The 20,311-nt window shown below is 42.3% G+C and carries 12 protein-coding genes, 1 tRNA gene and 1 pseudogene; 8 read left to right on the forward strand and 6 right to left on the reverse strand.

Annotation, left to right across the window (positions count from 1 at the left end; translation table 11 throughout):
- Window positions 1-72: 72 nt before the first annotated feature.
- Window positions 73-1,411 (reverse strand): annotated as a pseudogene (locus HXT45_RS02725) (YifB family Mg chelatase-like AAA ATPase); the annotation flags it as partial.
- Window positions 1,411-1,878, reverse strand: a complete 468-nt coding sequence (locus tag HXT45_RS02730; RefSeq protein ID WP_421782184.1) for a YraN family protein — start codon at window positions 1,876-1,878, stop codon at window positions 1,411-1,413. The pseudogene HXT45_RS02725 and the gene HXT45_RS02730, both read right to left, overlap by 1 nt.
- Window positions 1,879-2,102: 224 nt before the next feature.
- Here HXT45_RS02730 and glgX point away from each other — a divergent pair, with 224 nt between their 5' ends.
- Entirely contained in the window at window positions 2,103-4,226 is a 2,124-nt protein-coding gene (gene glgX, locus HXT45_RS02735; protein ID WP_032835868.1) for a glycogen debranching protein GlgX, read from the forward strand.
- A 126-nt stretch (window positions 4,227-4,352) separates the two neighbouring features.
- On the opposite strand, the gene HXT45_RS02740 is transcribed toward glgX, so the two are convergent.
- Window positions 4,353-5,405: a hypothetical protein gene (locus HXT45_RS02740; protein ID WP_020758097.1), complete on the reverse strand. Its 1,053-nt coding sequence runs from the start codon at window positions 5,403-5,405 to the stop codon at window positions 4,353-4,355.
- Window positions 5,406-5,540: 135 nt separating this feature from the next.
- On the opposite strand from HXT45_RS02740, the gene HXT45_RS02745 reads away from it, so the two are divergent.
- The 5 genes from HXT45_RS02745 to aroA all read left to right on the forward strand — a co-directional run bounded on the left by HXT45_RS02745 (window position 5,541) and on the right by aroA (window position 10,572).
- Window positions 5,541-5,614, forward strand: a tRNA-Pro gene (locus tag HXT45_RS02745).
- Between the two features lie 259 nt (window positions 5,615-5,873).
- Entirely contained in the window at window positions 5,874-6,476 is a 603-nt protein-coding gene (locus tag HXT45_RS02750) for an ECF transporter S component (protein ID WP_020758098.1), read from the forward strand.
- Between the two features lie 192 nt (window positions 6,477-6,668).
- Entirely contained in the window at window positions 6,669-8,246 is a 1,578-nt protein-coding gene (locus HXT45_RS02755) for an ABC transporter ATP-binding protein (protein ID WP_421782187.1), read from the forward strand.
- Between the two features lie 2 nt (window positions 8,247-8,248).
- On the forward strand, window positions 8,249-9,142 hold the full coding sequence (locus HXT45_RS02760) for an energy-coupling factor transporter transmembrane component T family protein (protein ID WP_353582659.1): 894 nt from the start codon (window positions 8,249-8,251) through the stop codon (window positions 9,140-9,142).
- 50 nt (window positions 9,143-9,192) lie between these two features.
- Window positions 9,193-10,572: a 3-phosphoshikimate 1-carboxyvinyltransferase gene (gene aroA, locus HXT45_RS02765; protein WP_421782189.1), complete on the forward strand. Its 1,380-nt coding sequence runs from the start codon at window positions 9,193-9,195 to the stop codon at window positions 10,570-10,572.
- Between the two features lie 102 nt (window positions 10,573-10,674).
- Here aroA and HXT45_RS02770 read toward each other — a convergent pair whose 3' ends face one another.
- From HXT45_RS02770 to HXT45_RS02780, 3 genes are all read right to left on the reverse strand, one after another.
- Complete coding sequence (locus HXT45_RS02770) at window positions 10,675-11,904, reverse strand: acetate/propionate family kinase (RefSeq protein ID WP_004130229.1); 1,230 nt, start codon at window positions 11,902-11,904, stop codon at window positions 10,675-10,677.
- Window positions 11,905-12,071: 167 nt separating this feature from the next.
- Window positions 12,072-13,730, reverse strand: a complete 1,659-nt coding sequence (gene pta / locus HXT45_RS02775) for a phosphate acetyltransferase (protein WP_346284121.1) — start codon at window positions 13,728-13,730, stop codon at window positions 12,072-12,074.
- A gap of 300 nt (window positions 13,731-14,030) precedes the next feature.
- A complete protein-coding gene (locus tag HXT45_RS02780; protein WP_421782192.1) occupies window positions 14,031-16,508 on the reverse strand; it encodes a phosphoketolase in 2,478 nt (825 codons plus the stop codon).
- Window positions 16,509-16,882: 374 nt separating this feature from the next.
- Between HXT45_RS02780 and guaA the strand changes: the two genes are divergently transcribed.
- Both guaA and HXT45_RS02790 read left to right on the forward strand, forming a co-directional pair.
- The gene (gene guaA / locus HXT45_RS02785) at window positions 16,883-18,445 is read left to right on the forward strand and encodes a glutamine-hydrolyzing GMP synthase (protein ID WP_421782194.1); all 1,563 of its coding nucleotides are present in this window, start codon (window positions 16,883-16,885) and stop codon (window positions 18,443-18,445) included.
- Window positions 18,446-18,546: 101 nt separating this feature from the next.
- The gene (locus HXT45_RS02790) at window positions 18,547-20,229 is read left to right on the forward strand and encodes an alpha-amylase (protein WP_421782196.1); all 1,683 of its coding nucleotides are present in this window, start codon (window positions 18,547-18,549) and stop codon (window positions 20,227-20,229) included.
- The last annotated feature ends 82 nt before the right edge of the window (window positions 20,230-20,311 follow it).

Consider the following 20,311-nt stretch of genomic DNA (forward strand, 5'->3'; position numbering starts at 1 on the left):
GCATCATTGCGCTAGTCAAAATCTTTTCCGACATTTGACTTGATCCGTTTTCCAACATGGCTTTTCTGGTTATGATTTTTTCTACTGGCGGAACATCCATTTGAATATCAATCCTGTCTAAAATTGGTCCAGAAAGTCTAGAAAAATAGCGTATGCGTTCCTTCTCTTTGCAAGTGCATCGCTCTCCGTTTCCGTACGCATATCCACATGGGCACGGGTTTGCTGCTATAACGAGTTGGAATTTAGCAGGATACAGCGTTGTTCCTTTAGATCTAGAAACAGCAATATGGCCAGATTCCAATGGTTCTCTAAGTGTTTGCAAAACTCGTGGCGAAAATTCTGGAGCTTCGTCCATAAATAAAACTCCACAATGCGCGCGAGTTATGATTCCAGGCTTGGCTAAACCTGCGCCGCCTCCTATAAGAGATGCTGCGGAAGAAGTGTGATGAGGTGCTTCAAAAGGCGGAACGTCTGTTATTCCGTAGTAGGGAAGTGTTCCGCAAAGTGACCTAATAGATGCCACTTCTAGCTGTTCTTGCTCATTAAGTGGGCACATTATGCTTGGCATTCTAGAAGCTAGCATTGTTTTTCCAGACCCAGGGGGACCTATCATCATAACATGGTGTCCTCCAGCTGCCGCCACTTGCAAAGCCCACTTTGTGTGCTCTTGACCTAATACTTCCGACATATCTCCAATCTCGTTTAATGGCCTATCGTTATTTACAGGCTCAACGCTATCTGCCATATTTTTGCTCGAGTATTTAATGCCGTTACTATTAAAATTGTGCAAATCGCCAGCTTTTTCTCTTTCTTCTACTCTAATGTGGTCGTACTTGTTAATCGCATTTAGTGCGCGTTCTCTGTTATTTTCGGCAATCGGCCTAGCTTCGTCTTCTAATTTTCCATTTAGCTCGTCTACTAAATCCAAAATATGCTTAATACCAATTGCTTCAATCCCATTTACTAGCTTTGCTTCTTCAAGATTTCCGTATGGAATAATCATTTTTGTAATATTTTTTTGCTTAGCGTATAGTGCGATTGGCAGCATTCCTTGAATTGGCAAAACGGATCCGTCTAAATTAAGCTCGCCTAAAATAATAGTGTTTTCTAGCTCGCTAAGTGGAATAATTCCTCTAGCGCTTAGTATGCTTGCTGCGATTGCAAGATCGTAAGATGCTCCACTTTTTGGCATAGAAGCAGGAGAAAGATTTACTGTTAGCCTTGTGTCTGGCCATTCGCATCGCAAAGACATATATGCCGATTTAACTCGTTCTCTTGCTTCGCTTAAAGAAGTATCGGGAAGGCCAATAATTGAGAATCCAGGCAGGCCGCTAGATATAAATGCTTGCAATTGTATTGTAAAGGCCTTTAATCCTAGTAGTCCTACAGATAATGCGTTGCCAATAATCATTAGAATGCTCCTAAAATGTGGTGTATTTGAATGTTTTTGTTTTTGGAAATAAGGATTGATACAACGTCGAATCGTATTCTTCTATGCTTAAACATTTTGTGATCTTCGAGCCAATTAAATGCAGCTTTATGCGTTTTTATGCGTTTTTCTTCTGTTACTGCTTCTAAAGGGGTACCAAATCTTGTGCTTCGTCGTGTTTTTACTTCAATAAATACGATTATTCCTTCTGTGTTCATCATTACAACATCAAGCTCTCCAAAACGACTATGCCAATTTCTATCTAGCAAAATCCAATTTTTAAGCATTAGTTTTAGTGACGTGTATTCTTCGCCAAGGCTGCCTATTGTTTTATTTGGTATTGAAAAGTCGCATAGTTGTTTTTCGACTTTTGCTACGCGGCTTAGCAGCTCTTCTTGTTGTATATTTTCTTGTTGTATATCTAATATCATGTCTTCTTCGTTTATCATGATGCAATTTCATCAAGCTCAAAATCTTTTTTCTAGCTTTTTAGAGCAATGTGGTTAAAGGCTACACTTCGGCGTGTTGCCTTTAATCTAGGGAAAAATCATACTGTTTAATAAAGTATTTTTTTATTTTCTAAAAAAGCTTGCATTATGTAAAAGTTTAATCTTTTTTAAGAATCGCCTTATGTATTGATGAAAACTATATAAATATATGCAATACTTGAATTATGCAAATTAGACCAGGTTCTATGTATCCGCTTGGAGCTACCTACGATGGCGCGGGCGTAAACTTCGCATTGTTTTCCGAAGTAGCAAAGCATGTTGAGTTGTGCTTGTTTGACGAGCAAGACAACGAAACGCGCATCGATATGACTGAGCAGAATTCTTACGTTTGGCATACCTACATATCTGGAATACAGCCAGGCCAAAGATACGGCTATAGAGTTCACGGTCCGTATGATCCAAATCATGGATTGTGGTGTAATCCAAACAAGCTGCTTTTGGATCCATATGCTAAGGCGATTGAGGGAAATATTGACGGCGACGAGAGCCTGTTTTCTTATTGGTTTGCAAATCCAGATGATTTAGCAGCAATGAACACTTTGGATTCTGCAGATCACACTATGAAAGCTGCTGTTATAAACCCATATTTTGATTGGGGGAACGACCAGCATCCAATGATCCCGTATCACGATAGCGTGATTTACGAAGCTCATGTTAGAGGAATGACGAATCTAAATCGTAATGTTCCTCCAGAAATTCGCGGAACGTATGCTGGATTAGCTCATCCAAGTGTAATATCTTACTTAAAAAAGCTTGGAATTACTGCAATTGAGCTTATGCCTATTCATCAATTTGTAAACGATTCTTTCTTGCAAAATAAAGGCTTAAGCAACTATTGGGGATATAACACAATCGGCTTCTTTGCTCCTCAAAACTCGTATTCAAGCTCTGGTCAGCGCGGCGAGCAAGTAAACGAGTTTAAGGCAATGGTTAAGGCTTATCATGCTGCAGGAATGGAAGTTATTCTAGACGTTGTTTACAATCACACTGCAGAAGGAAACGATAGGGGACCAACATTAAGCTTTAGAGGAATCGACAATCGCGCTTACTATCGCTTGGTAGACAACGATCAGCGTCATTATTTTGACACTACTGGCACAGGAAACTCGCTTCTTATGCGATCTCCTAAAGCCTTGCGATTAATCACAGATAGCTTGCGATATTGGGTAACCGAAATGCACGTAGACGGATTCCGATTCGACTTGGCTGCAACACTTGCCCGTCAATTCCAAGAAGTAGATAAGCTTTCTGCATTCTTCGACATTATCGAGCAAGACCCTATTATATCTAGCGTAAAACTTATTGCAGAGCCTTGGGATATTGGCGTTGGCGGATACCAAGTTGGTGGATTCCCTCCAAGCTGGTCCGAGTGGAATGGTCGCTACCGCGATTGCGTACGCGATTTTTGGCGCTCGCAACCTTCGACTTTGCCAGAGTTTGCAAGTCGACTTATGGGAAGCTCCGATTTATATGAGCAAAATGGTCGTAAGCCTGTAGCTTCTGTAAACTTTATTACTGCTCACGATGGTTTTACTATGAACGATTTGGTGAGCTATAACGAAAAGCATAATGAAGCAAATAAGGAAGGCAATAACGACGGCGCTAACGACAATCGTTCGTGGAATTGCGGAGTAGAAGGCCCTACAAATATTCACGATGTTAACGAACTTCGTCAGCGCCAAATGCGAAATCTTTTCTCCACTTTGCTAATGAGCCAGGGCATTCCTATGATTTGCGCTGGAGACGAGATTATGCGTACTCAAAATGGAAACAACAACGCATATTGCCAAGATAATTCTATTTCTTGGATTAATTGGGATTTTGATTCCACTCAAAAAGATATGTTTGACTTTGTTTCTAAGCTTATTCATTTAAGACTAGATCACCCTGTTTTGCATAGGCGTAGATTCTTTATTGGTCGTATGCCTTCGGATGATGCTTCAGAGATTCCGCAAGTAGAGTGGTTTGATCACACGGGTTCCGTAATGGATATGGAAGCTTGGAGTAATACTCATGCGCTTTCGGTGATGATTTATTTGAATGGTTCAGATATTCCAGAAACCGATTGGTACGGAAGTAGAATGGTCGATAATGACTTTATTCTTATTTTCAACGCGCATTACGAGCCTATAACTTTCACTTTGCCAGATAAGCGTTATGGCGAAAAGTGGACTCTTGTTGTAGACACTCATAATCCAAAAGGTCCGCAATTGCATTACGAATCTGGTTTTAATATTGTTGCTCAATCAAGAAGTTTCCTTCTTCTTATGAGCGAGAAGCAAGAATAATATTAAGAATAATATAAGCAAAGTAATTAATTGTGACCTATGATTTTGCTGATTTTAGCTGGTTGTAGGTCACATTTTTAATATCTTGATTTAATGCATTATTTAATACATTATTTAAGATTTGACTTAAGACCTTAAACGGTCGCTTTGCATAGCTGCGACTTGCCTTGAAAACACTATTATCCACCCTAAAAATAGTAAACAAGATAAAGCTTCTACATTTGTTAAAGTGTTATTACCGTGAACCCATTGATTTCCAACCCAAGCAGTAAGAATAACAGCTAAATCCGAAGCAACGTAGAATGTTTTAGAAAGCCTAGGTGCAAGCCATGGAAGGCATATAAGCATTGTGCAAATAAGACCAGTAACGCCTCTAGCGCATAAATCGTGTATAACTGGGTGAGGAGTATAGCGGAACGTTCCAATCCCAATAAACGCTATTCCTCCAAGAATTAGCAAAGCTGCCATAATGGTTGTTCGAGTCTTAAAATGCTTTGTAGTGTTAGTGCCCTTATTTTGCAAGATTTCGTGCTGTGTTGCAACAAACTCGGTTATAGCAAAGTAGCTTGTAATAATAATGCATATTCCAGCTAGAATTAGCGTTGCATTAAACATGCTTGCTGCAAACGTTGTTCTGTCTCCTAGTTGAGAGAAGTTATTGTTGTACCAATACGGGTCGTCGGAAGTTAATCCAGCAGTTGCAGCTCCAGAAATCACAAATAGTGGAAGAAGCGAAGCAACGGTTTTTGCTTCTAAAAGTTCTGCTTGTACAAGAGTTGCGTATCCAACAATTCCGCTTAATGCGCAACAAAGAACAGGAAGATAAGTGTTTACGGCACTTCTTCCAATAATGCTATTGATTATAGAAAGAAGAGCAAAAGACATAAGTAGCATTGTTGCGCCATAAATCGTAGAAAGCGCGATTATTTCAAAAGCGTGTTTTGCGATTTGCAACCAATTCTTTTTAAGTATTCCTTTGTGTGTTCTTAAATATCCGACTACAAAAGTGCACATGCTGCAAGCGGCAACCACTCCAGACGCCATTGTAAACAAGCGTTGTGTAACTTGCCATATTGCTGGCATTGTGTTTATGTATATAGACATTACAATCATGCCAAATAATGCGCACGCTAGAAAAGCGATTAATCCAGCTGCTTCTGCACGTTGAAAACGCCCCATATGAACCTCTAAAATCCGTTTCCTATTTTTCAATGCTTGTTCTATTCTATCGCGCGTGTTGCAAATTTGCGTTTGTCTGCAATGTGCGCTATTGTATTTGATTGTGCTTGGGGCTGGTAATCAGCTAGAAAGCATCGGGGTGTAGCGCAGTTTGGTAGCGCGCCTGCTTTGGGAGCAGGATGTCGCAGGTTCGAATCCTGTCACCCCGACTTTTTTTATATCTGCTTGTTTTTTGAACATCTACTATACAAAAAAGCACTCTATGTGTATTCTTGTGTAGGTAAGTTTTTGATGTATTATTTGCATTACATTCTTACACTGTGATTATAAATATTTGACTCGGGAGCCGTTTCTGGCTGAGAGGAAGCGAAAGCTTCGACCGATTGAACGTGTGCTAAGTAATGTTAGCAACGGATGTCGCTCTTTTCCCGTGCCCAAATCTTTCAATATTGAAGAAAGGCACTTATTATGACTAATGTTTCAATGGAACATTCTAATCGCTGGCGTATTCTTGATATCGTCATAGCTGCTATTATCGCTGTTGCATCTGGCGTATTATTCTGGGCTTGGGATATTGTGTGCGCAGCTCCTACTAATCTTTTTGCAAGCTTATTGCCTGGTGCTGAAGGTTTATCTAATGGTTTTTGGCTTTTTGCTGGACCTTTAGCTGCAATAATCGTGCGTAAGCCTGGCGCTGCATTGTTTGCCGAAACGCTTGCTGCTTTTGTGGAACTTATGTTAGGAAATCAGTGGGGTGTTGGCGGATCGTTAATCGTTGGTATTATTCAAGGCGTTGGCGCTGAACTCGCATTCATTTTCTTTATGTACAAAACATGGAATTTGCTTTCCACTGCAATATCTGGATCGTTAGCAGGCGTAGCTTGCTTTATCTACAATTGGGTTAGCGGCGGTCAAGGCTGGAATGCTCAATATATTATTGCAAATCTCATTACTTCTATTATTTCTGGCCTTATTGTTGCAGGTATTGTTGTGTGGCTTGTTCAAAAGGCATTAGCTGCAACTGGTGTGCTTGATCGTTTTGAATCGGGCCGTCCTCAAGCATTAGTGTGAGTTATATCTAAATACTAATTGCAACTTGTAAACTATCGTGTTTAATGCTCAAAATGCAAAAACACGGTAGTTTACTCGTATGATGCTTATATTTTGTACTTGTTTTATATTTTTTGAAATTGTGTTATGCAATTTTTATATTTTTAGATTTTTATATTTTTAAATTTTGCTATGCAATGAAAGTTTGTTTGTATGCGATTTGTTGATAAAAACGAGTGGACTCCAGCGAGCGTAGTTGCTAAAGACTGGGGTTGGAGACACGCTACGCGCAAAGATTTTGTGTTAAGGAATGTAAATATTGATATTAAGCCTGGTGAGCATGTGTTGCTTTTAGGTGCTTCTGGCGCTGGGAAAAGCACGTTTATGGCTGGTTTAGCAGGTGTTTTAGGTGATGAAACAGAAGGCATGGAAGAAGGTAGCCTTCTAATCGGTGGTGTTCATGCTAGAGACGCTCGCGGAAAAGTTGGACTTGTTATGCAAGATCCAGATTCTCAAATCATTCTTGAAAGAGTAGGCGACGACGTAGCTTTTGGAAGTGAGAATCTTGGAGTTAATAGCGAAGAGACTTGGAACCGCGTAAAGCTTTCGCTAAAAGCTGTTGGTTTAGACAATATTACTCAAGGAAGTCAGGGTCTTAGACGTTCAACACAATCTTTATCGGGAGGTCAAAGGCAACGTCTTGCTTTAGCAGGAGTGCTTGCAATGCATCCTGGATTGCTGCTTTTAGATGAGCCTACAGCTAATCTAGATCCTAAAGGTGTTAAGCAAGTTCATGATGCTGTGGCGAATATTCTTAAAAAAACAGGTTCTACAATGATTGTAGTTGAACATCATATTGATGTGTGGCTGGATTTGATTGATAGAGTTATTGTTATTGGAAAAAACGAAAATAATAATGATGCAAATGTAGGATGCGTTATTGCAGACGGTAAGCCTGAGGATGTTTTTGAAAAATATGGCGATATGCTCGCAAAAGGTGGTGCTTGGGTTCCAGGAAGAACAGTTGAATCTTTTGCACCTAAACGTTGCGATAGCGAAATCAAAGACGAAATCAAAGATACGGAAGAATCTGTTGCGCTCTATACTAATGATTGCTCTTTTGGAAGAACTCTGCCACTAGCAGAACATGTTAATGTAGCTTTTCGTTTTGGCGAAGTAACGGCTTTAATGGGGCCTAATGGTGCTGGTAAAACCACGCTAGCGTTAACGCTTGCAGGATTATTAAAACCAATTGCTGGCAGTGTGTGCATGATGGAAAAGTATGTTCCAAAACGACGTAAAAATAATCTTTTTACTTGGAAAAGTCAAGAATTGCTAGGGCGAGTCGGCATGGTGTTTCAGGAGCCAGAACATCAATTTATAACATCGTCTGTAAGAGATGAAGTTGCTGTAGGTCCTAAAAAGCAAGGAAAAAGCGAAAAGGAAGCTTATGATATTGCCGATAGCATGCTTGAACGTATGGATTTGAAGCGTTTTGCTCTTGCTAATCCTTATACATTATCTGGAGGAGAAAAACGTAGACTTTCTGTAGCTACACTTTTAGCTGCCGCTCCGCGCGTTGTTATTATGGATGAGCCTACTTTTGGGCAAGATTTTAGAACTTGGACAGCAATGGTAAAGCTTATTGCGCAAATCCGCGATAGTGGTTCAGCGGTGATTGTTGTTACTCACGATGATGAGCTTGTAAAGTCTTTAGATGCAAGAGTAATAAGAGTTGAGTACGAAAAAATCGTAGAGTCCGCTCATAACTATAGCGAATGGAATGAGTAGAAGTGAATAAAACTAGTAGTGCAGAAGAATCGTCTAGTATTCAAGTTAAAGATTTTGAAAGTTTACTAAAAGTTTCACATATTGATGTAACAGCGTCTTCTAAACGTTTAGAAAGTGAACGACTAGTTTCGCCTTCTTGGTTTATTCGTAAGCTCAATCCAATAAGTCGTTTTATTGGGGCATTATTACTTTGCTTGCCTATGTTTGTTACATTAGATATTGTTTCTGCTTCTATTGCATTCGGTTTAGATATACTGTTATTTGCGATTGCTGGAGTAACTCCTTGGTATGTTTTGCGTCATACTTGGCCAGTTTGGATTGCTGCTTCGGGTAGCTTTATATCGGTGCTTTTATATGGCCAAAGTTCTGGAGATGATATATTTAAGTTCGGCTGGATGCATATAAGCCAAGGCTCATTGTATTTGGCAATTTGTACGTTTGTTCGCGTTGCATCTGTAGCAGTTCCAGGCGTTATATTAGCTATTGGATTAGATCCAACTGATTTAGCAGACGGCTTAGTGCAGATTTTGCATTTTTCTCCACGATTTGTGTACGGAGCATTAGCTGGATTGAGAATGTTTAGTCTATTACAAAATGATTGGCGTGCTTTTGGTTTAGCTCGCAGGTCTCGTGGTATATCGGACGGTAAAGCGTTACAGCGCATGCTTTCGCAATCTTTTGGCTTGCTTGTGTTATCTATTCGCAGAGGTACGAAACTTGCTACAGCTATGGAAGCTAGGGCTTTTGGAAGTAGTATTAAACGCGTTCCAGCGCGAAAATCGAAGTTAACAGCATACGATTGGATATTTTATGTAATTTGCATTGCTGTTCCTACTATTGCTTTATATGCTTCAATACAAACAGGATATTGGCATAATGCGTTTATTCATATGTAAAGCATTGTGAAAATTGCAATGCGTACATATTCATAGATAGTATTCATAATATGAGCGGAATAATGAATCCTTATAATCATGATGATGTTTGGCAAGCTCCATCATGCAATACTCCTTTGAATGCAACAGTGAATATTCCTGGAAGCAAGTCGTTATCTAATCGATATTTGATTTTGGCAGCTCTTGGAAATAAGCCAGTTGTTCTAAAGGGATTGCTGAGATCGAGAGATACGGAACTTATGATTAACGCGCTAAGCGTATTTGGAGTTAAATGCGATTCGCTAAGTCGCGACGGCACAGCAGTTTGTGTTATTCCGCCCAAAAATGGCGTTTTTAGCGTAGATGATAATGCGGTTGTTAATTGTGGCTTGGCTGGAACAGTTATGCGTTTTGTAACGGCTTTAGCGCTGTTTGCAAATAATTGTGTGAAATTTGATGGAGATGAGCAAGCGTATGCTCGTCCAATGAAGCCTGTTCTAGATGGATTGGAACAGTTGGGCGCAAAAATCGTATATCGCGGAAAAGTCGGATTCTTACCATTTAGCGTTATTCCGCCCAAAAATCTTGAATCATATGATGTAAATAGTGCGCAAAATTCTTGCAATAATCGCGTTATTCGCATTGACTCTTCGTCATCGTCTCAATTTATATCTGCGCTGTTGCTAATTGCATCTCGCGTTCCAGGAGGATTACAAATCGAGCATATTGGAAGCAAATTGCCTAGTATGCCTCATATTCAAATGACAATGGAAGATGTGCGCAAAGCTGGCGGAGTAGTAGATATGCCAGAAAGCGGAGTATGGCGTGTTAAAGAACATGATTTGATTTTGCCAGATGAAGTTGTTGTAGAGCCAGATCTTTCTAACGCAGCGCCTTTTATTGGAGCAGCGTTGATTGCTGGCGGATGCGTTAAAATCCCTAATTGGCCGCTTAAAACAACTCAGCCTGGGGGATTGTTGCCTGGGATTCTTGAGCAAATGGGCGCAAAAATTGTTTTTGAGCATTCTAGCGCAGATTCTTCAACATTGTGCGTAACTAGTAGCGGCATAATTCGTGCAATTAAGTCGCTTGATTTGGCTGCTGCTGGCGAGGTTGCGCCAAGTATTGCTGCGATTCTTGCGTTTGCAGATGGTGTAAGCGAGTTGCACGGTATTGCGCATTTAAGAGGCCACGAAACGAATCGCTTGAGTGCAATAGTTACGGAACTAAATCGCGTTGGAATAGGTGCTGATGAGCTAGATGATGGAATTCGTATTATTCCTAGCAAAAATATGCATGGGGAAGTGATGGAGACTTATGCGGATCACAGAATGGCAACTTTTGCATCAATGTTAGGTCTTCGTATATCTAATATAAGCGTAAAAAATATTGCCACTACGCGCAAAACAATCCCTGATTTTCCTGGTATGTGGAATAAGATGCTTGAATAGTTAGCATAAATAGTGAGCTTAAATAACAAATAATCCCGAGTTTTTTTAACCCGGGATTATTTATGTGTTACGTTTTTACGTTACGTTGTTTTACACTACGATTTAGCGCTCAAACTTGTTGCCGTAAGAATCGACTCCAGCTTCTGCGATTTGTGCAGACTTTCGAGCGATTGCCAACTCTTCGTTAGTTGGGATTACAGCAATAATCACAGAGCTATCTGGAGTGGAAATAATGCGTGGCTCCTTAGAACGAACCAAGTTCTTCTCTTTATCGAGCTTAACGCCGAATGGAGCAAGCTTTTCGCATACAAGAGCGCGAACAATCTCGTCGTTTTCGCCAACGCCAGCGGTGAATGTGATTACGTCCACGCCGCCCATTTGAGCAGTGTAGTTGCCAATGTAGCCAACAATGCGGTGAACGTACACGCCAAGAGCAAGCTTAGCGTCTTCGTCGCCTTCTGCGATGAGCTTATGAATATCGCGCAAATCGCCGTGGCCAGTCATGCCCATCATGCCAGAACGCTTGTTAAAGAGCGTATCAAGCTCATCCACATTCATGTGAGCGTTGCGAATAAGGTGGAACACTACAGCTGGGTCAATATCTCCAGTGCGGCCGCCCATCATTAAACCTTCGAGAGGCGTTAAGCCCATTGAAGTTTCAATTGGCTTGCCAGAAACCTGAGCAGAAGCAGAAGCGCCATTACCAATGTGCAAAACAATCTGCTTCAAGCCTTCTGCAGGCTTTCCAACAACGCTTGGAACTACAGAGCCAATGTACTCGTGGGAAGTGCCGTGAGCGCCATAGCGACGAATGTGGTACTGGTTTGCAATATCTTTGTTCAATGCGTAAGTAGCAGCAACCTGTGGCAAATCGTGGAAGAACGAAGAGTCAAACACCATAATTTGTGGAACATCTGGCAAAAGTTCAGTCATAACTTCAGCGCCAACAGCCTCAGGGCCGTTGTGAAGTGGAGCCAAAACAGCCAAATCCTTCACCTTATTAATGGTCTTTTTGTTTACTAATGCAGGCTTAGGGAATGTTAAGCCACCCTGAACAACGCGGTGTCCAACAGCTACGATTCCAGACTTGGAAAGATTTGGACCATATTCCTCGAAGAAGCCGAGTACGCGCTTTAAGCCTTGCTCGTGATCGTGCACTGGCTCGTCAAACTCATGCTTTTCGCCATTGAATACGTGCTTGTAGTGTCCGTCAACTGGTTCGCCAATTTTTTCTACGATACCAGACGCAATACCTTCGCCGCTTTCCAAATCGACGAGCTGGTACTTAATAGAACTAGAACCAGAATTGATAACAAGAACGGTTTTTGCCATGAGGGCATCCTCCATAAAGTGTTGATAAGGCTAGTAAATTGCCATGTTTAAGTTTACATGCAAGTTCCTACAATGAGTGCTTTTGTATTTACTTATTATTACATTTGCAAATCATTGTAAGAACTTGCAATTATTAAATTATTGCTTGCGATTATTGCTTGCGATTATTAGAACTGCGCTTCCAATGCTGTAAGAGCAACAGTGTTGATAATATCTTGAACCAATGCTCCTCTAGACAAGTCGTTAACAGGCTTGTTTAAGCCTTGCAGGATTGGTCCAACAGCTAAAGCGCCGCTGGAGCGCTGAACGGCCTTGTATCCAATGTTTCCAGCGCATAAGTCTGGGAACACAAACACATTTACGTGTCCTGCTACATCATTGCCTTTAGCTTTGGAAGCAGCAACAGTTTCCGACCATGCAGCGTCAAATTGAATAGATCCAACAACCTTTAAGTCTGGGTCGCTTTCTTTTACAATCTTTGTTGCTTCTTCTACAAGATCAACGTCTGGGCCTTTTCCAGATCCAAGAGTGGAGTAAGATAGCATTCCAACTTTAGGATCTAAGCCAAAAGCTTTAGCAGTTTGTGCGGATTGAAGAGCAATGTCTGCAAGTTGCTGAGCGTCTGGATTAAGGTTGATTGCGCAATCTGCAAATACTGCTACATGATCTTTAAAGCACATAATGAATGCGCCAGAAACAAGCTTAGATCCAGGCTTAGTTTTAATAACTTGAAGAGCAGGGCGAACGGTATTTGCCGTTGAGTTAACAGAGCCAGAAACAAGTCCGTCTGCTAATCCAAGTACCACTAGCATTGTGCCAAAGTAGCTTGCGTCTTTAAGCTGTTCTCTAGCTTGCTCTTCGGTCATGCCTTTCTTTGCGCGCAATTCGCAAAGCTTGCTAATCATTTTGCTAAGAATCTCTTCGTCGCTCATAGATTGGAAGCTTGCTTTGTTAAGAGACTTTAATCCAAGCTCTTGTGCTCTTGCAAGAATAGATTCGCGTTCTCCAACAATAATGAGGTTTACAATGTCTCTCTCTAGCAAGTAATCAGCTGCTTTTAGAATGCGATCTTCTTCGCCTTCTGGAAGTACTATTGTTTTCTTATTTGCTTTAGCTTTTCCAAGCAAGCTGTATTGGAAGGCATATGGGGTAGTAGGAGCGGCAAATGGCTGCTGCAAAGCGTTGATGATTTCTTCATCTGCAACATAATCGTTGAATTTATCTGATTCTGATTCGCTTATAGAAGGCAAAGTCCAAAGTGGAGTGCCATTATTGCTTTGAGTATAGTCTTCTTTTAGTTCTTTTGCTAAGTCTTCTTTGCAATCAGTTACAAACACACCGAATACTTTTGTGTATTCTTTGCTGACGCTTGCGCATTGCGCTTCGATTGTTTGCAAGATTTGCTTGCTATCTCTGCCTTCTGCGCAAATGCTTAGGAACACAGGAGAAGCTAAATCAGCTGCCACACTTGCATCGAATCGGAATAAATCTGGATCAAATACAGAAGTAGAATCACTTGCTACAATAACGCATCCTTGAGCGTTTGTTGCGCTAATCAGCTCGTTGTAATGAGCTACAATGTCTCCTCTTAGTGTGTCTTTGTTTTTACGAACTGCGCATGGGCATGCTGCGATTACTTGTTCCAGCGTTGGTTTTGTGTTGCTTGCAGCTATCAATTCGCTTGTAAACGCGTCATCATGCTTTGCGGATGGTCTAAAAACAGTTGTTGAATAATGATTAGAGAGAGCTTTTGCAACTCCTAGTGCTACAACATTGCGACTTTGCGCGCAATCTGCGCTAATAATAGTTACGTTAACTAACGACACGACTTTTCTCCTTTGATGCGTCTGTGTTTATTCTATTTTGCTTTGCATTTTATTTTGCTTTGCATTTTATTTTGCTTTGCATTTTCGTTTTTGCTATTCTTCGTGTTTCAACGTTGAAAATTGCATGTCGAACGAAGAATCCTTAGCTATTTTAAGACTATTTGCAAAACAACAAGCGGAAATTTTGATTTTTATATGTTTTATTATTAATTTTTTTGTGCGACTAATTTTTTAGGGAGCCAACCTTTCGATTGACTCCCTAAAAATCAGCTAAGCAATTTTAGCGTTGATAGCTTAAAACTACTCGTTATCGCCAGCGGTTGCGGCGGTAGCGGTAACGGCGCCTGGCTTGTCGGTCTTAACGCCTGGCCATACCCAATCGGTGTAGTCTGGGTGATCAAGACCCTTGTCGACTGCATACTGGAAGGCTTCGAGGCGGAAGTCCTCGAGCTTCTTGATTTCGTCGGCATACTTAGCGGCGTCAACCATGCGCAACGCTTCAGCAGTAAGCTCGTAACGATCCATGTCGTTCACGCGAACCATATCGTATGGCGTGGTGGTGGAGCCCTGCTCCTTGTAGCCATGAACGTTGAAGTTGTCGTGGTTTGGACGATCGTAAATCAAGCCGCGAACGTCATGTGCATAGGAGTGATAAGCGAAGAGGACTGGCTTGTCTGCAGTGAAGAGATCAGTGAACTCTTCGTCAGTCAAAGCTTCGTTGTTTTCCTTAGCGGACTGCAACTTGAGCAAGTCAACAACGTTAACAACCTTGAACTTAACGCCAAGCTTGTTCAACTTGTCGGCAGCAGCCATCAATTCCTGCTGTGGAACATCGCCAACACCAGCAAGAACAACCTGAACTTCGTCATTGTTCTTAGCGTTGGAAGCCCACTTCCACTCAGCAGCACCCTTCTCGAGCTCTTCGCGAGCTTCGTCGAGAGTCAACCAAGTAGCAGCTGGCTGCTTACCAGCGAAGATGGCGTTAATCATGTTGGTGGACTTGTAAGCCTTCTCTGCAACAGCGAGCAACATGTTGGAATCCACTGGGAAGTAGATGCCGATTACGTGATCGTTGTTGAAGGTCTTGTTCAAGAGCACGGAGGTTACGCCTGGATCCTGGTGCGAGAAGCCGTTGTGATCCTGACGCCATACGTGAGAGGACACAAGCAAGTTCACGGAGGAGATTGGCTTACGCCATGGAATCTCGCGAACTGTAGCCTCAAGCCACTTTGCGTGCTGGTTCAACATGGAGTCGATAACGTGTACGAAGGACTCGTAGGAGCTCCAAATGCCGTGACGACCGGTGAGCAAGTAAGCCTCGAGGAAGCCTTCCATCTGGTGCTCGGAGAGCTGCTCGGTTACCTGACCGGTAACTGCCATGTGCTCATCGACTAAGCCAGAAAGGTAGCCAGCATCCCACTGCTTGTTGGTTACTTCATAAGCAGCCTGCAAACGGTTGGAAGCGGTCTCATCTGGTCCGAAGATACGGAAGGAATCTGGGTTGTTCTTGATGATGTCGCGAGTGTAAACACCAAGGCGACGGGTAGCTTCGAGCTGACCCCAGCCGTGACCGAATTCCTTAACTTCCTTAACCTCATAATCGTCAAGGTTTGGAAGCTTAAGGTCTTCGCGGATACGACCACCGTTGGCGTTTGGATTTTCGCCAATACGGAGTTCGCCCTTTGGCATGAAGGAAAGAACGTCTTCCTTAACAGCACCCTTTTCGTCGAAGAGTTCTTCAGGCTTGTAGGACTTCATCCAGTTCTTCAAAACTTCGAAGTGAGCTTCGGTATCACGAGCAGATGCCAGTGGCACCTGGTGAGAGCGCCAAGAGCCTTCAGTCTTCTTGCCGTCGATGAACTTAGGGCAAGTCCAACCCTTTGGAGTGCGGAAGATAATCATTGGGTAGTAAGGGCGAGTTACATCGTTAGTCTGAGCCTCGGCCTTAATATCGCAAATCTCATCGAAGATGGTTTCAAACATATCAGCAAAGCGACGGTGAATGGAAAGGTGATCCTCATCATCGAAGCCAGCAACGAACTCATATGGTTCGTAACCCATGCCGTGGAAGAACTCGTGAAGCTCTTCGTCGGAAATACGGGAAAGAATGGTTGGGTTAGCAATCTTGTAGCCGTTCAAATGCAAGATTGGAAGCACAATACCATCGGTACGTGGGTTCACAAGCTTGTTGGACTGCCAACCAGTAGCCAAAGGACCAGTTTCAGCTTCGCCATCGCCAACGATTGCTGGAACGAACAAGCTTGGGTTGTTCATAACAGCGCCGTAAGCGTGGGAGAGAGCGTAACCAAGCTCGCCACCTTCGTGGATGGAGCCTGGGGTCTCAGGAGCGAAGTGAGAAGGAATACCGCCTGGGTAAGAGAACTGGCGGAAGAACTTCTGCAAACCAGCTTCGTCCTTGGTAATCTTTGGATAGTACTCAGTGTAGGTACCGTCAAGATAAGACTGAGCAGTACCAGCTGGGCCACCGTGGCCTGGACCCATGATAATCACGGTATTCTGCTGGTGATCAGCAATAAAGCGGTTGATGTGTCCAATAAGGAAGTTAAGGCCTGGAGTTGTACCCCAGTGGCCGACTAGACGATGCTTAACATCTTCGCGAGTAAATGGCTCCTTCATTAGAGGATTGCTGCGAAGATAAATCTGACCGATAGCGAGGTAATTAGCAACGCGCCAATACTTGTCTACGCCTTCGATGGCCGCCTCGGAAACTGGAGCGTTAAGCTTCTTCCAAGGGGTGCCAATAACAGGACTCGTCATGTGTACTCCTGTACTCAAGCACTTTTCAGTGCGATTTTAATCATTACCATTTGGTTATAGAGGCCAAAAAACAAACGTATTAGCCTCTTTTTCCATCTTTTTCAGTATAGTAACAGCTTTTGACTTTTGTGCGTTTGATTAGTTACTACGTGCGAATTTGTTGAAAAAATGTGTTAAAGTGTTAACAAAAATCACCTTAAAAGTATCAATTATGTTATGTTTGATGTTCACTTTGTTGTAATGTCAATGTTGTTTATTTTTGTAATTTTTATAATTTGTTAAGTTGCGGCGTTTCGCACAACGCCAACGTCTCAAAGCGCCATTAGTATAAATTGAATCACCTATAAATGTGTTTCTTATATATAAGGAGAATCATGGCAAACGGTCCGGTACTTGTAGTTGACTTCGGTGCCCAATATGCCCAGCTAATCGCTAGAAGAGTAAGAGAAGCAAACGTTTATTCGGAGCTTGTTCCACACTCTATGCCAGTAGAGGAGATGCTGGCAAAAGATCCAAAAGCCATAATTCTTTCTGGCGGACCTGCCTCTGTTTATGAGCCAGGAGCGCCAAAAATTGACACAAAGATTTTTGAAGCAGGCGTTCCAGTGCTTGGAATTTGCTACGGATCCCAAGTTATGGCTCACGAGCTTGGCGGCGTTGTAGACAAAGCAGCATTGGGCGAGTATGGAAAAACGCATGCAACTATTGATGAAGCAGAAGGATTGCTTGCAAATTCTCCATTAGAGCAAAACACTTGGATGAGCCACGGAGTGGCAGTTAAGAACGCGCCAGAAGGATTTGAGGTGCTTGCGCACACTCAAGGCGCTCCAGTTGCAGCTATGCAAGATAAAAGTCGCAAGCTTTACGGAGTGCAATGGCATCCAGAAGTCAAGCATACGCCTTTAGGTCAAAAGCTTATTTCTACATTCTTGCATGAATGTGCAGGGTTGGAGAATGATTGGAATCCCTCGAGCATTATAGAAGACCAGGTTGCAAAGATTCGCGCCGAAGTTGGAGATGCACAAGTTATTTGCGGACTTTCTGGAGGAGTCGATTCCGCTGTTGCTGCGGCTCTTGTGCATAAAGCAATCGGAGATCAGCTTACTTGCGTTTTTGTGGATCATGGTCTTCTTCGTAAAGGCGAAGTCGAGCAAGTTAAGCATGATTTCGTTGAGGCAACTGGGATCAAGCTTATTGCAGTAGATGCAGAAGATGACTTTTTAGATGCGCTTAAAGGCGTGAGTGAGCCAGAGCGCAAGCGCAAGATTATTGGCGAAAAGTTTATTCGCACATTTGAAAAAGCTCAGCGTCAAGTTATTGAAGAAGCTGGAAAATCTGGAGCAGAAGTTAAGTTCCTTGTACAAGGCACGCTTTACCCAGATGTTGTTGAGTCTGGCGGCGGGGACGGTGCTGCAAATATTAAGTCGCATCACAATGTTGGCGGCTTACCAAAGGACTTAAAGTTTAAGCTTATTGAGCCTTTGCGCACTTTGTTTAAGGATGAAGTTCGCGCAATTGGTACGGAGCTTGGGCTTCCAGACGCTATTGTGTGGCGCCAGCCGTTCCCAGGGCCAGGATTGGGAATTCGCATTGTTGGTGAGATTACGCGCGAGCGTTTAGCTGTGCTTCGAGAAGCAGATGCTATTGCGCGTGAAGAGCTTTCTGCAGCTGGATTGGATCGCGATATTTGGCAATGCCCAGTTGTTCTTTTGGCAGATGTTCACTCTGTTGGAGTTCAGGGAGACGAGCGCACATACGGTTCTCCAATCGTGCTTCGACCAGTAAGTTCGGAAGATGCTATGACTGCTGATTGGTCGCGAGTTCCTTACGATGTATTGGCAAAGATTTCTACTCGAATCACAAACGAATGCCGTCAGATTAATCGCGTTGTGTTAGACGTTACATCTAAACCACCTGCCACAATCGAGTGGGAATAGATGAGCCTAATATAGTGAGGTAGAATCTAGATCTAAAAAGAACAAAGTAAGAACAAGGTAAGAGCAAAGCAAAGCCGCAATTCTTGCAGAAAGGAACAACGATGATCCACGGCATAGAAATATTTACAGGCTTCAATAAAAAGACGCTTGTAAAGTTAAAGTTTGTGTTGGCAAGAGTTGCGGCTATAACATCTTGTGCTGCTACCGTTTTGGCGGGAGCAGTAATCGCAAGCAGCCCAGCGATTGCAAATGAGAGCGCAAAATCATCTCAAAAAAATACACAAAAAGGCGTAATCGTAACAGCATTCCAACAAAATTGGAAAAGTATAGCAAAGGAATGCAAAAAAACGTACGGCTCAGAGGGTGTAAAATACGTGCAAGTTTCTCCTCCGCAAGATCATATTAAGGGCGATCAATGGTGGACAAGTTATCAACCTGTAAGTTATAAGCTAAATTCAAAACTTGGCACAGAAGACGAGTTTAAGAAGATGATTACAACTTGCAAAGCTTCGGGTGTTGGAATTATTGCAGATGCGGTAATAAACCACACAACTGGTTTTTCAAACAAAGACACACTTGGCGTTGGCGGAAGCAAGTATGATGCTGCAAATCAATCGTTCCCAGATGCTGGATATACAAAAGACGATTTTCACAAGTCAACGGAAGATATAAACACGTATAGAAAAGCAGAAATCGTTTGGACGCATCGACTTGTTGGACTGTTGGATTTAGACACTTCTAATCCTCATGTGCAAAAAACTTTGGGAGAGTACTTTGCGCATATGCTAAAGCTTGGAGTGGCTGGGTTTAGAGTTGATGCAGCAAAACACATGTCTCCGCAAGATGTAAAGGCTATAAAAGCTGCGGCTGCGGATTCTGCTGGAACAACGCCAGATAAGATTTGGTGGATGCAAGAAACAATAGGGTTCCCCGAGCAAGACCCTAGAATTCAGCCAGACCAATATTTACAAACTGGCGAAGTGAACGAATTTGAGTACTCTTATAGGCTTAGAAACTATTTTTATGGGTCTATTGAGAATCTTAAACATATTACAGATAAGCTGATTCCAAGCAAAAAAGCTGCGATTTTCGTTACGAATTGGGATACTGAGCGAGACAATGCAAGCAGAGTTTTGACGTATAAAGATGGCAAAAAGTATGAGCTTGCAAACGCGTTTATGCTTGCGTATCCGTATGGAACTCCAAATGTGTTTTCTGGTTATGAGTTTACAAAACGAGATGAGGGAGCACCTGGAGCTATGCAAACTTCGATTCCTGATGTGAGTTGTGCAAAGGATTCTAAGTGGCAATGCACGCAGAGGTTAACTTCGATTCGCGGAATGATTGGGTTTTACAACGCTGTTAGAGGCACTAAGGTTACTAATTGGCAAGATGATGACGATAATAACGTTGCGTTTAGCCGAGGAAACAAGGGTTTTCTTGCGATTAACAACACGGAAAAGCCTCAAAAAGTGAATTATAAAACCGACTTGCCAGATGGCGAATATTGCAATGTTTATGAGTCTAAAGATTGCACTAAAACTGTGAGCGTTAGTGGCGGCAAAGTAGAGACCACTATTGATGCGGAATCTGCTGTTGCTCTTCATGCTAATGCTGTAAAAAGCCTTGGAAATGCTAAAGCTAGAAACGTTACAATATTTATTTGCGTGTTTTCTGTGTCAATTTGTGCGTTTGTTGTTAATAGAAGATTTGTTGAAAAATCGAAGAAGCTTGCTAAAGGCAATAGTGATGGTGTTAAAACAGGTGAGACTGAAGGTAAGTGATTCTGGAATAAATCTTTAGGTGAGTCTTTAGTTGAGCTTTATGTGAGCTTTAGTTGAGTCTGAAATAAATCAATATTCTAAA

Origin of the sequence: Gardnerella sp. DNF01199S (assembly GCF_049244155.1) — a bacterium.
Taxonomy (GTDB): domain Bacteria; phylum Actinomycetota; class Actinomycetes; order Actinomycetales; family Bifidobacteriaceae; genus Bifidobacterium; species Bifidobacterium piotii.

Excerpts from the sequence above, each read along its gene's own strand:
- HXT45_RS02730 (WP_421782184.1), bottom strand. The coding sequence starts at position 1,878 with ATGATAAACGAAGAAGACATGATATTAGATATACAACAAGAAAATATA.
- glgX (WP_032835868.1), top strand. The coding sequence starts at position 2,103 with ATGCAAATTAGACCAGGTTCTATGTATCCGCTTGGAGCTACCTACGAT.
- HXT45_RS02740 (WP_020758097.1), bottom strand. The coding sequence starts at position 5,405 with ATGGGGCGTTTTCAACGTGCAGAAGCAGCTGGATTAATCGCTTTTCTA.
- HXT45_RS02750 (WP_020758098.1), top strand. The coding sequence starts at position 5,874 with ATGACTAATGTTTCAATGGAACATTCTAATCGCTGGCGTATTCTTGAT.
- HXT45_RS02755 (WP_421782187.1), top strand. The coding sequence starts at position 6,669 with ATGCGATTTGTTGATAAAAACGAGTGGACTCCAGCGAGCGTAGTTGCT.
- aroA (WP_421782189.1), top strand. The coding sequence starts at position 9,193 with ATGAGCGGAATAATGAATCCTTATAATCATGATGATGTTTGGCAAGCT.
- HXT45_RS02770 (WP_004130229.1), bottom strand. The coding sequence starts at position 11,904 with ATGGCAAAAACCGTTCTTGTTATCAATTCTGGTTCTAGTTCTATTAAG.
- HXT45_RS02780 (WP_421782192.1), bottom strand. The coding sequence starts at position 16,508 with ATGACGAGTCCTGTTATTGGCACCCCTTGGAAGAAGCTTAACGCTCCA.
- guaA (WP_421782194.1), top strand. The coding sequence starts at position 16,883 with ATGGCAAACGGTCCGGTACTTGTAGTTGACTTCGGTGCCCAATATGCC.
- HXT45_RS02790 (WP_421782196.1), top strand. The coding sequence starts at position 18,547 with ATGATCCACGGCATAGAAATATTTACAGGCTTCAATAAAAAGACGCTT.